Origin of the sequence: Arthrobacter sp. NtRootA1, assembly GCF_019976975.1 — a bacterium.
Taxonomy (GTDB): Bacteria; Actinomycetota; Actinomycetes; order Actinomycetales; family Micrococcaceae; genus Arthrobacter; species Arthrobacter aromaticivorans.
On sequence record NZ_AP024630.1, the window covers coordinates 4,206,479 to 4,221,699 of the forward strand.

Annotated in this window: 12 protein-coding genes; 2 read left to right on the forward strand and 10 right to left on the reverse strand. The window is 58.3% G+C overall.

The window, feature by feature from the left end:
* Nucleotides 1–66: 66 nt before the first annotated feature.
* The 10 genes from LDN90_RS19105 to LDN90_RS19150 form a co-directional block, all read right to left on the reverse strand.
* The gene (locus tag LDN90_RS19105) at nucleotides 67–1,335 is read right to left on the reverse strand and encodes a hypothetical protein (protein WP_223946698.1); all 1,269 of its coding nucleotides are present in this window, start codon (nucleotides 1,333–1,335) and stop codon (nucleotides 67–69) included.
* Nucleotides 1,336–1,433: 98 nt separating this feature from the next.
* Entirely contained in the window at nucleotides 1,434–2,297 is an 864-nt protein-coding gene (locus LDN90_RS19110; RefSeq protein ID WP_223946699.1) for an SGNH/GDSL hydrolase family protein, read from the reverse strand.
* A 98-nt stretch (nucleotides 2,298–2,395) separates the two neighbouring features.
* Nucleotides 2,396–3,349, reverse strand: coding sequence for an FkbM family methyltransferase (locus LDN90_RS19115; protein WP_223946700.1), 954 nt, complete (start codon nucleotides 3,347–3,349; stop codon nucleotides 2,396–2,398).
* Between the two features lie 134 nt (nucleotides 3,350–3,483).
* Entirely contained in the window at nucleotides 3,484–4,776 is a 1,293-nt protein-coding gene (gene wecC / locus LDN90_RS19120) for a UDP-N-acetyl-D-mannosamine dehydrogenase (protein WP_223946701.1), read from the reverse strand.
* Nucleotides 4,777–4,791: 15 nt separating this feature from the next.
* Nucleotides 4,792–6,681 (reverse strand): glycosyltransferase, encoded by a 1,890-nt coding sequence (locus LDN90_RS19125; protein ID WP_223946702.1) that lies wholly within the window; start codon nucleotides 6,679–6,681, stop codon nucleotides 4,792–4,794.
* Nucleotide 6,682: 1 nt separating this feature from the next.
* A complete protein-coding gene (locus LDN90_RS19130) occupies nucleotides 6,683–7,576 on the reverse strand; it encodes an ABC transporter ATP-binding protein (protein ID WP_216926430.1) in 894 nt (297 codons plus the stop codon).
* Complete coding sequence (locus LDN90_RS19135) at nucleotides 7,563–8,450, reverse strand: ABC transporter permease (protein ID WP_223946703.1); 888 nt, start codon at nucleotides 8,448–8,450, stop codon at nucleotides 7,563–7,565. The genes LDN90_RS19130 and LDN90_RS19135 overlap by 14 nt, the downstream gene beginning before the upstream one ends.
* 21 nt (nucleotides 8,451–8,471) lie before the next feature.
* Nucleotides 8,472–10,202: a glycosyltransferase family 4 protein gene (locus LDN90_RS19140; RefSeq protein ID WP_223946704.1), complete on the reverse strand. Its 1,731-nt coding sequence runs from the start codon at nucleotides 10,200–10,202 to the stop codon at nucleotides 8,472–8,474.
* Nucleotides 10,199–11,470 carry a glycosyltransferase family 4 protein gene (locus tag LDN90_RS19145; RefSeq protein ID WP_223946705.1) on the reverse strand — a complete coding sequence of 424 codons (1,272 nt, stop codon included), beginning with the start codon at nucleotides 11,468–11,470 and terminating at the stop codon, nucleotides 10,199–10,201. The genes LDN90_RS19140 and LDN90_RS19145 overlap by 4 nt, the downstream gene beginning before the upstream one ends.
* Before the next feature lie 3 nt (nucleotides 11,471–11,473).
* Nucleotides 11,474–12,037, reverse strand: coding sequence for a hypothetical protein (locus LDN90_RS19150; protein WP_223946706.1), 564 nt, complete (start codon nucleotides 12,035–12,037; stop codon nucleotides 11,474–11,476).
* 261 nt (nucleotides 12,038–12,298) lie between these two features.
* On the opposite strand from LDN90_RS19150, the gene LDN90_RS19155 reads away from it, so the two are divergent.
* Both LDN90_RS19155 and LDN90_RS19160 read left to right on the forward strand, forming a co-directional pair.
* Nucleotides 12,299–14,038, forward strand: coding sequence for a DUF4434 domain-containing protein (locus LDN90_RS19155; protein WP_223946707.1), 1,740 nt, complete (start codon nucleotides 12,299–12,301; stop codon nucleotides 14,036–14,038).
* Nucleotides 14,039–14,103: 65 nt separating this feature from the next.
* Entirely contained in the window at nucleotides 14,104–15,159 is a 1,056-nt protein-coding gene (locus LDN90_RS19160) for an LCP family protein (RefSeq protein ID WP_223946708.1), read from the forward strand.
* Nucleotides 15,160–15,221: the final 62 nt, after the last annotated feature.

Sequence of the window (15,221 nt, forward strand, 5' to 3'; positions counted from 1 at the left end):
GGGGCGCGTTAGTAAGGCCCGTTGAAGTCCTCCTTGTGGTTTGGACTCTCGACGGGTTGTCGGCGTCTACGAGAATTGGAGGTCGTAGATCGTCGGCGCCTTTACATCCCAAGACGCTAATCCAATTGCATCAACTGACACTTCAGGGGCAAATCTAAGTTGAATGACGTGTGAAGACATGCCTTCGCCCAAGCCCACGTATTTGTAGTAACCAATATTCCGGTACGACGAATAGGAGAAGCCTTGCTGGCTAAGCATCTCGCGTGTACTTCCCCTAACAGCCGCACAAAAAACGAGACCCTTGTTACTGCCCGACGCAGGGTTGACGGCCTTGAATTCAACTGTAATCTCGCTGTCCCCTGCCGTTTTGATCCATGTAACAGCTTCCTGAAGTTCCCGCTCTCCCCATGAGCCATCATTCTCGACATGACAGTGGGGAAATTCCAACCTTTGAGATTCATGTTCGGCAGACGGATAGTAGGCGGTCGGGACCGACTGAATCTCAGCGACTGACTTCAGGAATTTGATCATGAAAGGCGTTGGCTGAACTGCGTGCCCCTCATTACGGGAGGTCTGGTGAAGCGAAACCGAGCCGACGGAGTCAACGCTAGCAGCCAGGCCTTGAAGTCTGCCTACGAAGCTAAGGGTTTCCTCAAAAGCGCTATCTCCACGGTTTGTAACGATAGTTATGGGAGGAATGCACCGAGATGACTCGAATCTGGAATAGACATCTGTGCGGTTTGGGTGTTCACCAGCCAAGTCCGCTAAGGCCCGCCCGTTAAGGGCAAGTCTCTCAACGTCCGCCAGGGAACTTTTCACGGGATATCGCAACAAATCAAGCTGAGGGACCTCAGCAACAGCATGTGCGACTCTAAGCTCGGCTGCAATCATCAACGACCCGAAGCCACCCATGGAGCTGCCATAGAGAATTACGTTATCCAACGTGATCCCTCTGCGGTCGCAGTATAGGCGAATGAAGGTGGCGAGCTCGGAAACAATATCCTCATCTGAGCTAGCAAACCAAGAGGCAGCCAAATCAGGAGCATAATTCAGCATGGGATCACTCAATGAAACGACATCCCAGTCCGCGAACGCCGCTGCCCACGACCAGCGTGGGTAGAAGGGCACTTTGGGAGGAGTGCTCGACGGTTGTGCTGACGGCAGGAAGCACAACAATTTCTGGGGATTCTCTGCGAAACTCCCATAGGCTTCAATGCGGAGACCGCCGGCCGTCTTCCCTGTGATAACACGATCCACCGAAGAGAATTCCAAGTCAGGAGACACCTCGAAGAGTGTTCGGGTTGCGTCCAATGCGGCCGCGATTTTCATCGACATTAATTTAACCTGAGCTTAAAGGATCTGTTTGACAAGCAATCATACCAACGGGTAACGTCAAGGCCCGCCGATCCGTCACCGTCGCCGGGCTAACCCGACTAACGGTCCAGGAGAAGACGAAGCTGATCCGCGAACCAAGCACTAAAGATGTCATGTCCTTCGTCATTCAGATGAAGTTCGTCGTAGAAGGCTGACGGCTTATCCAGAAATTCAGCGTCGGCGTCGATGAATTTGACGCCGCTATCGGCGACAAATCGCTGCACGGCCCCGCGTATATCCGCACGCCGTTGCACAAGTGAAGTGTGCTGGTCCTCAGAGATCATTCGGTGGTAATACGAGTCGGTGGCCCACTGTGCGTTGCGGTGGGGCGACGTTACAAGCACCAGGTCGATGCCGAATTCCTTGGCAGCCCAGACGGCCAACCCCAGGATCGAGGTCAGGGCACCGGAACCTCGTGGAAGGTCTGATGCCTCAGGCTGTACCGGCGGGAGCAACGGTGCATATCTGTCTGTCGGGTACCAGTAGCTGTGCGGGCGGAAGTAGATGGGGAGGTCCGATTGCGGCAGGAAAAATACCACCGTGCCACCACGACCGACCAGTGGAACGATCTTGTTGAGGAAAACATTGAAAAGCTGCAGGGTGGTAGCCCCGGAATACCCGCCGTTCAGGCAGCGAAACTTTAGGCCGTCGCTAGCCAAGTGACGTTCCACTTGAGACACGAAGCGGACGTCTTCCGGCGTGAAAGTTGCCTCCACAAAGGAGTCACCGAGAAACGCAATCGGTGGGGCACCGTCTGCGGTCTCGTTGCCAGTCGTGATGAAACCGTGCTCGTCCGTCCGAACCCGCCATGGCCCATCACCGATGGTTCCGTCAGTTGCTTCGAGGTAACCGTCGGGGCGGTTCCGCATGCCATCCAGGTTAGGCGTAGATTCCTTCAGCCTGATGTAACGGCGCTCTGACATTATGGCTCCCCAAGGGTACGACGGATGACAACCTATAAATCCTATCGGTTGGGCACCGCCGGCAGTTAATTAGACGGATGCAGAGGCCTTCTGTGGACCTATGCTCCTGCGGCGTTAGGGTCGCGGTCCTCCAGGCGGTTGCTGAGTTCGCCAAGGAGCACTTCCAGTTGTTTGACGCGTTCGGACAGTTCCGCGACCGCGGTGCTCGCATCCTGTTCAGCGGGCGCCGTAGACAACCCGTCCTTGATTGACTTCAATTCGCCGTTGACAAGTCCTAAGCGATAGTACAAATCCCTGGTGGCCCAGTTAGTTCGCGTTATCAGACCGGCCGCTCTGCGTTCCATGTGGGCACGTTCAAGTGGCGTCGCGGAAGGAACCAAGATGTAAGTGGGCGTCGCGTTGAATTGCGCCACGAAGGAGTAGCCCGACTCGGATGCAAACTGCTCAAGCTCGGCCTGCTCAACGGCTGTGGCGGCCTCGCAAGCAATGATCGGCCTGTCCCTGGCGATCAAATCGACCGCGCCCTTCAGGACCGCCACATCCATTCCCTCGGCATCAACCTTAATGAGGGCAACCCGTTGCCGGATCTCCTCCACGTCAATGGCGCTCACGGCATATTCGCCGTCCGAGGACACCGCGAACGTAGTCGCACCAACGTTTTTGAGGTCGAGTTTATCCAGTGTGGCTCGTGAAGGCTTCTCCCCCAGCGCCACTCGGCGAACTTCAATATGATCTTGCAGCGAATTACTATCGACATTGCGCTGCAGGATATCTGCCGCAAGAGGCAGTGGCTCGAACGAGATAACTTTGGCTTCACATACCGCGGCGAAGTACAGGCTATGGTTGCCAATATTTGCGCCGACGTCCAGGACTAAGTCCCCGGGATTAAGGTACTCGGCCAACGTTCCAAGGTACTGCCATTCGTAGAACTTTTTCGACGCGTCAATCATGGCAGCGATGTGGTCGCCCGCCACGGCTTCAATGAGGATTCGTTTGCCGTGATGTTCAATAGCTAGCGACGTTGTTGCGATTGATTCAGTCGAACTGTCCATGGTTTCTCTCGTCGATAAAACATATCCCGCGTTATTGCTGGATTCTCTCACAACCAGCCGCCGAATTCAGAACCCGTCTGCAGCTGTGGATCAACAACCGCGTCCGGGCGGAGTACCCGGACGCGGTAAAGCCTCTAGAGAGTAATAGCGGCCTCGACGCCCTTGGACGTCAGTTCGCGCCAGATTCCCCTTGTGTCAACGATTGCCTTGCCTGCAAGAAGACCTGAATCGACGCTCTTGAATTCGTCATGGTCTACCAAGACGACGACGACATCTGCCTGCGCGATCGCATCTTCCGTGTTTGCAAGTTCAACATTGCGACGGTTGGCGAGTGCCTTGGGCAGCGCCTCGACGTGCGGTTCAGCAACAAGGACCTTGGCGGTGGGCAATTCATCTGCCAAAGCGGCCGTGATCCCAATGGCCGGAGATTCACGAAGGTCATCAATGTTGGCCTTGAAAGCCAACCCGAGCGTAGCGATCTTGGCCTCGCTGCCAAAGGATTCTGACGCTTTGCGGACCTGTTCCACTACCCATTCAGGTTTGGAATCATTGACTTCGCGTGCGGTACGGATCAGCTTGGATTCAGTGGGTGCGGCGGCCACGATGAACCAAGGATCAACTGCGATGCAGTGCCCACCGACGCCAGGGCCAGGCTGAAGAATGTTAACCCTCGGGTGGTGGTTCGCCAATCGAATCAGCTCCCAGACATCGATATCCAGCTTGTCGCTGATCACGGAAAGCTCGTTGGCGAAGGCGATGTTTACGTCGCGGTAAGAATTTTCAACAAGCTTTGCCATCTCAGCAGTGACATCGTCCGTCACCAGGATCTCGCCTTGGCAGAAGACAGCATAGAGGTCCTTTGCCAGCTCAGCCGCTGCAGACGTAATGCCACCGACAATGCGGTCATTGGTCACAAGTTCGATCATGACCCGGCCAGGGAGTACTCGCTCCGGGCAGTGCGCAAAGTGGATAACGGGTGCTCCGCCCGCCCCATCCAAAGAGAGATCCGGCCGCAGGGCCAGGATGTACTCGGCCAAGTGGCGCGTCGCACGCGGAGGCGACGTGGATTCGAGGATGACGAGTTCGTCTCCGACCAGCTGCGGTGCGATCCCACGGGCCGCGGCCTCGATGTAGCTGAGATCCGCTGAGTGGTCCTCGCGGAAGGGTGTCGGCACAGCCACGATGTAAGCCTGCGCTGCTGGAGTTTCCGTCGTCGCCCGCAGATTGCCCTGGCTGACTGCCCCGGCAACGTGAACACCCAGATCAGGCTCAACGAAGGGAACCTCGCCACGGTTTACGGCGTCGACGGTGTTCTGATTCACGTCAACACCGATGACATTAATGCCGTTAGTGGCAAGGATGGCTGCAGTGGGCAAGCCGATGTAGCCCAGTCCGATAACTGCGACAGTCTTACTGGTGGTGGTCATTTTGTCCCCTATTTTTTAAACGGTGATGTGTTCTTTGGGATCGCCAAAGAACTTGATTTCGCCAGACGCCGCCAATTCATCGTCCGAGATGTCCCAAGTGTGACCTTCTGCCTGACGCATCTGGCAGAAGTTGAACCTGTCGGCGGCGTAGATAGAGCCGCCAGCGGTGGCAACTGATTTCAAGAAGGCGGTGTCCTCACCCCGGTTGAGAGGCTCGAATGGGTGCGCCTTGAAAACTTCGCTGCGGGCCGTGATGGTTGGACCCATCACGAACCTGCTGTACTGATGCTCCTTGTGTGGCATACGCAAAACCGTGGCTTGGGTTGAAACGAAGTGCATGTGGTGCGCATGCTTCCCAACGACATCAGCTTTGGAATAGTCAAGCGCGTGGAGCATGTCCGCAAGGTAGTTCGGACCGTAGTAATCGTCGTCATCCATCTTGGTCAGGACGTCTCCTGAAGCTGCGGCGACACAGAGATTGAGGCATTCCCCCAGCGTCGTCCCACGGGGCTCCGTCAGCACCGTGTAACGCTCCACGCCGTACTTTGCCGCCAATGAAGCCGCACGTTCGGATGTGATCTCAAATCCGTGAGTCAGCAACACCAGCTCAAGATCCACTCCTACTTGGCTTCCAACCGTAGCGAATACATGCTCAAGCTGATGAGGCCGAATGGTTGGTACCAAGGCGCTGGCAGAAGGAAGCCGGACGGGCCGGCTGCGATCCGGCAGGGCAGAAGCCACTATCGTCTCGGCCCTGTGCGCATATGTATTTCCTGCCCAAATGCGTCGCTGGCCCTTATGGACTACCCGATCATTGAGCTCCGGGCTTCGCGCCAGCATGCGAATCTGGTGCTCGCCTTGTCCTTGGGATTCGGCTACAAACACTTCATCCGGTTCGAAGAATCGTCTGATGGCAGTGCTCGGAGCAGAGACGACTGGCGTGCCTGAAGCGGTGATTTCAAAAATTCGACGCGCACACATGCTGGGTGAGTCCACCACCGAGTTCACGTTGAGGAAGACTTTATAGGCCCGGTAGGCCGTGAGCATGGTGGCGTAGTCCAGGCTTCCAACAACGTTCTCGGAGAACGGAACCGGGAACTGATAGTTCGAGTCCCCGCCCAGTTGCCGTGAGAAGATCTCGAGGACAGGGCCGGACTTGGCCGATGCATCCCGAGCGGCCATCAGGAGCATGTCCATCTGCTGCCGGCGTTCCGGATACTTGTGCGCGAAATACATGCCCGCGAACGCCACTCCCCGGGAGTGCCGTCCCTGCCCCACGCGTATGGGGTTGTGGATGGCTGGCTGTGCAGCAAAAGGAAGAGCCTGGATCCGGTCGTGGCCCAGATCCTCCTTGTAGAACGGGATCCGGCCGGAATCGCTGGTGAAGACCACATCGAACTGACGCGCCGCAGGCAGGAAGTCTTCGTAGTGGGGTGGATCTTCCTTATTCCAGAAGACTGTGGGAATTGATCGCTTACGGCACCATTCCAGAAGTGCCAGAAATTCAGGCTTGGGGCCGGATGTTCCCGCAAGTTCATACTTCCATGAACCTTGGTTTCCGTTCCATGCGGATTCAACGAAGAGGAAGTCGATCTCAGTCTCGCCGAGTTGCTGCAACCAGCGATCTTTGCGGAGGTGGAGCAGATTCCACTCGAACGAGAATGCCGCTGACGAAAAGTCGTCAAGGATCACGCCGACGGTCAAGTCCGAGCGCCGCGGCTCCCGGTCAGGAACGCGGTACGGGCCAAAGATTGGAGGCCCATCTTGTTCTGCCTGTTGGCCCACTGATCGGTTTCCGTTGATGCGTCGGTCTATCCTTTTTCGACGGAGCCATTCATTGAATTGATCCAGTCCGCCTTCGCGCAAATGCCACACGGCCTTGCGGGCTTCAACCATCATTTTCATCTCAGCGCCCTTCCATTCGGCGTCCGCTGGATCTCTCCATGATTTGAGTGGCCACGAGATTTGCCCTTGCTTCGTCCCTGATCCGTGCGGCAGTAATGTTGTTGCCCTTTGAGAGGTTCGAGGAAAACTCCTGATACAGGTTGGTGGTCTCTTCCGACGAGCCGTCCATGATCAATTCGCCCTTATCCAGCCAAATCACACGGGTGCACATGTTTCGGATGGTGTCCAGGCTGTGGCTGACAATGAACACACAGCCGGCCTGGGCCCGCAACTCATCCATGCGTGCCTTGCTACGGTCGTTGAATTGAGCATCGCCTGTATTCAAAGCTTCGTCGACCAGGAGGATCTCCGGGTTGACTGCGGCGGCAATGGCGAAACGAAGCCGCGAGGCCATGCCCGATGAGTAGGACTTCATGGGAAGGTAGATCGCGGAGTCCAAGCCTGACACTTCAACGATGCTCTCGAAGCGCTGATCGATTTCATCCATGTCCATACCCATGGCAAGGCAACCAAGGACCACGTTCTGGTCGCCTGACAAATCGGGAACAAGCGCGGCGTGAACACCCAGGAGGACCGGCGTGCTTGACGCGTACACCGCCCCATCCGTGGGTGCAGCCTGTCCGCTGATCAGCTTCATCAGGGTGCTCTTACCGGAGCCGTTGCGGCCGATAATGCCTACGGATTCGCCTCGCTCCACCACCAACGAGAGTTCCTTCAGTGCGCTGACCGTCACCAGGTTCTCGCGTCCCAGAAGCTTCCGGAGACTTCCCCGGATACCTTTCCGGGTGGACGTGGAACGTTCAATGGAGGAAGGCACCTTATAGGTCATCTTCACCCGGTCCACCACTACGCAGGGCGGGCCGTCCAGGAACACAGCCTCATCAATCGCGACCATAGGTCTCTTCCCCTCTCCAGAAGAAGATGAATCCAACCAGCAGGGCCGCCAATGAAACTACGGCCAACGTGGCCCATGATTCCCACGCAGGAACCCGGTCATAGAGGACGCAGCTCCGGACGATATCAATGACGTTGAACAGTGGATTGAACTTCATGATGGCCAGCAACGTGGGCTCATGAACAAAGCGTTCATAGGAGTAGAAGACAGCGGAGCCGTACATCCACGCGCGGATCGCGAAGGGCAAGAGGTGCGTTACGTCATGGGCAATCGAAATAATTCTCGCAAGGATCATTCCGATTCCGAGGTTGAAGATGAATTGGAGCAGTAGGGCAGGTACGATCAGCACCCAATGCCAGCTGATCTTCTCCGCAGGAGGCAACACTACGATCAACAAGAGCATGCCCAGAACAAGCGGAACAGACGAAAGGAGCTCCCTGATGTTTGCGCCGAGCGGTAGGGCGGCACGCGGGAAATTGAAGGCCTGAACAACAGACTTTCCGTTCCGGATGGAGCGGGCACCTTCCGTAATTGCGCCGGAACTGAATTGGAACATGAAGATGCCGACGATCAGGTACCCAATGAAGTTTTCGATGCCACCGCTCGTGTTGAGCAGCATGCCGAAAATCACGTAGTAAGTGAGCCCGTTGAAGACCGGGTTGAGCAGGAGCCAGGCGCTCCCCAACCGGTCTTTTCGGGTTCCCGTCTGCACTCGGGCGCGGGCATCGTAGAAGATGAACTGCCGGTAATCCCACAGCCTTACCAAGTAATCCAGGAATCCGGGTCTGGAACCCACCCTGGACAACTTCCGCATGTCCACGGACATCGGTTGGATGGCCGCGGGCGGCGGAAGCTTTGCTTTCTTCGCCGACATCAGCTGACCCTCCTTACGTTGTTAGACGCCCAAATTTTCATATGCCCGGATGTATGCTCGGGCATTTGCTTGCCACGTCCTCGTGGCCAATACTTCTTGCCTACCAGCGGCGCCAAGCCGCTTCCGTAAACCTTCATCATCAAGCAATTCGTACAACACCTCAGCCAGTCCCCCGGGATCTTCAGCGTTCGCCACTCTGCCGTTTACGCCGTCGTGCACTATCTCCCGTAAGGCGTCCAGGTTGCTGGCCACCACAGGCCGGCCGGAGGCCAGTGCCTCCACAGGTTTGAGCGGGGTCACGGCCCGGGTCACAGCAAGGTCCTTGCGTGGAACCACAAAAATATCCAGCGCCAAGTGGTACAGGCGGGCCTGTTCCGGAGGAACACGCCCCGTGAAGATGGTCCGTTCCGATAGTCCCAGGCGCCGGACTTGGTCCTGAAGCGTGGGCGCGGCAGTGCCGTCCCCAACCAAAACCAGCTTCAACTGTGGCAGTCGTGGCGCAAGCAGCGCAAATGCTGCGACCAGATCGTCAAGGCCTTCATAGTCCACAAGGCTGCTTACTGTCCCTATATAGAGCCCGTTCGGGTCCAGGCCCAAAGCAAGCCGGGCCGCGCCATGATCCAGCGGTTCAGACAGGTACGCGCCGCCCACTGCGTTCGGGCAGATCAGGATTTTGCTGTCCGGGACGCCCATGGCCACGATGTTGTGTTTCATGGATTCGCCGAGCGTCACTACAAGGTCCGCGCTCTGCATGACGTCGGCTTCCCGTTCGGTAAAGAGCTTGTACCGTTCGCTCCGGCGGGCTTCCTCGCCGCGCGTTGACGCCCACGTGTCAGCCAGTTGTCCTCGAACTTCGTAGGCCCACGGGACGTCCAAGGCGTTTGCGACTTCCCGGGCTACCAGGCCGTTGACGAAGTGGGTGGTGGTATGGAGGACCGACGGCCGGAAGTCACGGGCGAGGGACAAAATGCCTTCGGCCTGCTGCTGTAAGCGACCATGCATGGACGGCTCCATGCGCGCGGGCAGGAGGCGCTCGTAGCGCACGCCGTCAACAACGTCGTGCTGCCGCGCTGTCAACGCGCCGATTTGCACGGGGTAACCCAGGCGCGTTATAGCCATTGCTGACCAGCCGGCGTCCTGTTGGGCGGTCAGGATGGAATGGCTTCGCCGGGCGTAGCCGCTGCCGGTATGCGGTACGGAGTTCGTCAGCAGGTGCAGAACCTTGCGCGGTTGCGGTTTCACCGCGGATGCCGTCAGCGATGGACGCCACCCTTGGAAGACGCGGACTTCGGACTCAAGCCGCTGCCGCTGTTTTGCCATGCCGCCCCGCTCGCCAGCGAGGACGACGACGGCGCCGCTCATGTCGCCGTCGTACCACTTGCGTCTTGCGAGGGTCGCCGGAGTCCGGGTCGCCCCTGCGGCGAGGGGCAGGAAAACATCCGCCCACGCTGGCTGCCCGGCAGCGATGGCTACTTCTGCGGCCTTGCGGGCGCGGTCGCCGTCAAGACCGGCACGGACCGCATGCTCAAACCGATGGGTAAGCCCAGCCGTGTCCCCCGCCGCGTGGCTGGCCAGCAAGAAGAGTGGACGGATGGAATTGGGCGCAAGCCTGGCCACGAAACGAGCCAGCGGCCTAACAATCCTGGACGGCAGGCGGCGAAGGACCTGGAGGAACAACACAACGGGCGACTCAGTGAGATGCTCCAACACGGTCCCTGCAGTCAAGGCAATGTTCTTGAGGAGTTGGATCACGCGATCCCCCGGGCATCGGCTGACTCCGGATTGACCAAGGAGGATATCGAGTCCATGTATCGCAGAGCCAGTTGGGCGTAGTCAGCGTTGTCCCGGACCCAGTCGCGTCCGCTGGTTCCCGAGGCCAGCCGGCTTCGGTCCTCGGAAAGCTCCCGCCACAGCTGCGCCACTGCTTCGGCGTTCGCAGCGACGACGTCGCCTCCCCCGGCTTCAATGATGATGCGCTCCGCTTCACCGCGCACTACCGCCGTGACGTGCCTGCCAATGGCCAGAACCTCGTAGGTCTTGGACGGGACAGTGGTCTCGAACGATTTCCAGTCATCACGGAGGGAGACGATGCACGTATCCGCCTCACGGTATTTCTCCATGACTGCTTGACCCTGCAACGAAGGGAAGAAGGTCACGGGCGCGTTGAGCTCGCGAGCCAATTTCACCAGTTGCGGACGGCTGGTGCCGTGTCCCACGAGCGTGAGGTGGAATCCCTCGCCGAGCAGCGCGCTTGCCCTGATAAGGATGTCCAGGCGCTGGCTCTTACCATGATTTCCGAGGTAGACGGCATGGAAGACGTCGCGTTCCAAGGCCGGGGGCTCAAGGAAAGGCATCGAGTTCAAATCAAGGCCGTTACTCACGGTAACGACGTTCTTGATGCCGCGGTCCCGCAGCGTTTCGGCAAACCCGTCCGTAACTGTGACAACCAGGTCCGCTCGCTGCTGGACGAACTCGACCACGCGCTCCACCAGGCTTTTGACACTGCCTTGCACGATTCGGGCGTCGCGGGCCAGGTCCGGCCAAGCATCCCGCATCTCGACAATAAAAGGAACCCTGCGAAGCCGGGAAAGTACGTACCCAGTAGCCAGCGTCGGGAGGCTCGGAGCGGTGGCGAGAATTGCGTCGGGTTTCTTGCCGCCCAAACCTATCGGAACGGACATCACCGCGGAGAAGAGTTGGTCAACGAAACGTGCCAGTGGCGAGGTGCCAAGATGCCGAAGGTACGGCACGCGCCTGATGGTTTCGCCGTGCGGGCCTTCCTGGTGGGCAAAAGCGAATCCGGCCTTTCGCCGGGGCAGATCCCGTTTGCCGTTGGGATAGTGCGCAACGGGAGCGACGACGTCGACGTCCCAGCCTGCTTTCCGGAATTCCCGGGTCAGGGACAGCCAACGGCGCTGCGGCGGGCTGTGCTCCGGCCAATACGAGTGGGTGAGAAGCATTAGACGCAACGGGAATGCAGGATTTACGGCAGCCGCGTCCCTGGGGAGGGAAGTATCCATGGACTACTTGCCGTTGAGGCGGGGTCCGCGGATCCCCTTTGAGCGCAGGGCACGGAAGTACGCAATGCCCAGCAGCAGCAACACCAGGACCGTCAAGCCTTGGACAAGGGGGTTGTTCTCCGCCACTGGGGCAAGGGCCACCTTCAAGGGGCCGGTGATGTCTGCGCTGACAACTGGCGGGGCTTCGGTTTTGGTAGGAGTGGGTGTGGGCGTCGGCGTTGCCTCCGCTGTGGCCGTGGTGGTCTCCGCGGGAACCTCTGGCTCTACAACGAAGTTCTCGATAGCAACATCAGTGGGTACAGCAGGATCGGGCAATGTAGCGGGAGGAGTCACAGCAGCCACGTCCACGGGCGGAGCGACAGGCTCGACGACGGGCGGCACCACGGGCGCTGGAGCTGGTTCTTCGGTTGGCTGGGCAGGTGCCGGAGGAACAGGTTCCAGAGTGGCCGGCGGCGAGGTCGGCTGAATGATCGGTGGGATGACAACCGGAAAAGTAGGTTCGGGTGTCGGCGATGGGTCCGACGGCTGTTGCGTGTCAGTGTCCGGGTTGGTTACCGTGGTGGCCATGGCCGGCTGGGTACCAAAAAACCCGAGAATGGCCAGCAAGATGACCACAAGTGCGGCTTGAACACGTCTGATTCCGGTGCCCAACTTTCCCCCCGTTAATATGTCGTACAAAACGCCAGCAGCGTCCGTTCCAGCGCGTCCACCTGAATGAGGGTAGGCGCGGCCACCAACAGCAGGAGGGCAGCCCGGTTTAGTCTAGCGTATGGATAACAGTCATTTGATTCCGTAGGATCGTCTGCTGATGCCGACCCCAAGGAATTCATGACGCTCATTCGCGGAAGCCGTCCACGCATCAAAGTCCTCCTCGCGGCACTTGTGCTCATAGCCGGAGTTGGAGGAACCGCTTTGGTTGCGCCCAACCACAGCATCCAGGCGGAACAGCCGGCACAGGAGAAACAGCCACCAGCGGCCGCGAAGAAAACACCGGCTGTCCAGGCGCCGAAACCGGCAACCTACCCAATTGGCGGCTATTTCGTCTACGCCACTCCGAGCAGTTCCCGGAACCTCCAGAAGCTCAGCGAAATTAAGGCAGCAGGCGCTGACACCGTCATCACTTTTGGAACCTCCCTCGTGCCAGCTAGCTTGGCGACTCTTCCCAAGGAATGCGTCATTAACGCAGTGAACTGCGCCAAGGCCGCTGCAGGAGCTCTGGAAGTCAACCGTTATTTCACGTACTCCGATGGAAGCATCTGGGGCAACCAAGCCGTGAAATGCCCCAATGACCGCAGGATCACCAGCCAAGGCAAGGCATTTGTTGTGCTGGTCCTCCCTGCTCAAGGCAGCGGCTGCACGTCCACGAACGGTAAGTACGATGTCGTGGTGGCGGGCGGTGGCCCAGCCGATGGCACAGATCCAGCAACTTCAATGGCTGTGGCGGCAACGAAACTGGGCATGAAGTTCTATGCCGGCCTACCTGCTCCGGTGAAGAGAACTGATAAGGCGTACCTCCCCGACGTTTCCTACCAAGGGACCCTTGGCCTCTTCACCGAGCGCTTGCTTCAGTATCAAGCTGCTGTATATAACGTGACAGGACTGGCTGGCTTCTATCACCACACCGAAATGCCTCTGACCGATGGCCACACTTTTGATCCCATCCTGGATCTGTATCGCATGCAGAACCAAGCCATCCATCGAAACTTCCCCACTCGCAGCGCGATCGTTAGTCCCTACCTTGACGCGCGGGTCAGCGCCTTCAGTATCAGCCTGAATCAGGCCCGAAACGGGATCCGAAGAATTGCCCAGACGGCCAGCGGGCTGGTTCTGAACATCGCCATCCAAGACGGCATGGGTACAGGTAAAGGTGGTGCGTTTCAGTCGAACGAGGCGAACTCGGCGGTGGACCGCTATGCGGAGAGCATTGTGGGCAAGGGTTCGTGGGGCAGCAAGTACGTGGCGCCCGTCCGGGAGTATTTCCTGGCAGCTGCTGCGGGCATTTCCGGAACCGGCGCCGTCCTGTGGGCGAACTTGGAGGGCATGGCTCCTGCCACGGCTTCCAATCCTTGCGGGGACAGTCTGCGTGGGCAAAGCTCAAAAGCCAGGATCGACCGGCAGCTCCAACAGCTTGCCAACGCACAGAAGGTCATTTCCTTTATGTGGGATTCGTATTACACGTGTGTTGGTACGGGTGTTCCCCTGAAGGCGCAGATGGAGTACGGAGTTGCAACACCCATCATTACGGACGCCACTTTTGACGCAGCCGCCGGCCAAGTGCGGATAACAGGCTTCAATCTTTCGGGTGGCAACGCCCAAGTGAAGTGGACCGCAAAAGGCGGACAACGCCTCGTGAAAACCGTGAAGCCCACGAGCACAAATACTGCATACGGGGTCCAGAGCGGTATGAACCCAAAATTGGAAATGATCCTGGTGAACGTGGGTAAAACAACCCTGGCTGCCGGCCGCTACTACACCGTCAATGTCACCAATCGCTGGGGTGCGGAAAACGATGCTTTCTATTCGCAACGCATCTATACAGCACAGTCTTCCCGGGGCTCCAAAGGCTAGCGCCGGACTTGGCGTGTTTGTCCATTTGTTAGAATCGACTCTGCTGCTGCCAACTCTAGGAATACATGACGCACCCTATTGATACCGAAGCCGTTGCGACGGACTCCCGTCCGCGACGTCAAAAAAGCTCCAAAAAGACGGCTCGAAACGTCCTCCTCGGCTTCGCGGCAGCAGTGGTGATCATTGGCCTGGTCTGTGGTGCGTACATCTATAACCTGGCCCAGACTTTCAACTCCGGGACCACAAAGATCGAGAATGCCTTCCCGGACGAGGCGACGCGACCCACCAAGAACGTCACCGGTGCCATGAACATTTTGGTTATGGGTAAGGACAAGAACGCCGACCGATCGGTAGACACGGACGACTCCGCGCCCACCGACCAACGCACCGATACTCTGATCTGGGTCCACATCCCCGCAGACCGGAAGAACGTCTTCGCCGTTTCGATCATGCGTGACACATGGGTGAACATTCCCGGGCACGGTGAGGCGAAAATCAACGCCGCGATGGCCCAAGGCGGGGTCGCCCTGACCGTGCAAACTGTCGAGTCGCTCTTCCAGCAACGCATCGACCACGTAGCGATGGTGGACTTCGAGGGATTCAAGGGACTCACAGACGCGTTGGGTGGCGTGGAAGTCAACATCAAGCAGGGCTTTACGCCCAGCGTGCTCAAGGGCAAAGTGACGTTCCAGGCGGGTAAGAACATGCTCGATGGAGAGAAGGCTTTGGCCTTCGTCCGTGAGCGCAAGTCCTTCCCTGATTCTGACTACACACGCGTAAAAAACCAGCAGCTTTTCCTCAAGGCTGTCATCAGCAAGACGATCTCCCGGGATACCCTCACCAACCCCGTCAAGGTCAACAACATGGTTGACGCGATCTCGCCGTACATCAGCGTGGATAAGGACTTCGACGCCGCCACGATCGGTGGGCTGGCATTGCAGTTCAAGGACCTTCGTGAGAAGGACACCATCATGTTCACCCTGCCCAACCTGGGCGTGGGAACCTCGACCGATGGACAGTCGATCGTGTTGGCGGACAATGCCGCCATTTCGGAGATTGCTGCGGCCATTGGTAAGGACCAGCTTGCCGCCTATGTCACGGCCAAGGGGCTGGGAAGCTAGCTACCTCGGCTGCTTCAAGGGTCAAGGTGACGCCTAAATGCTGCTCACCTTGGCCCTTGGTC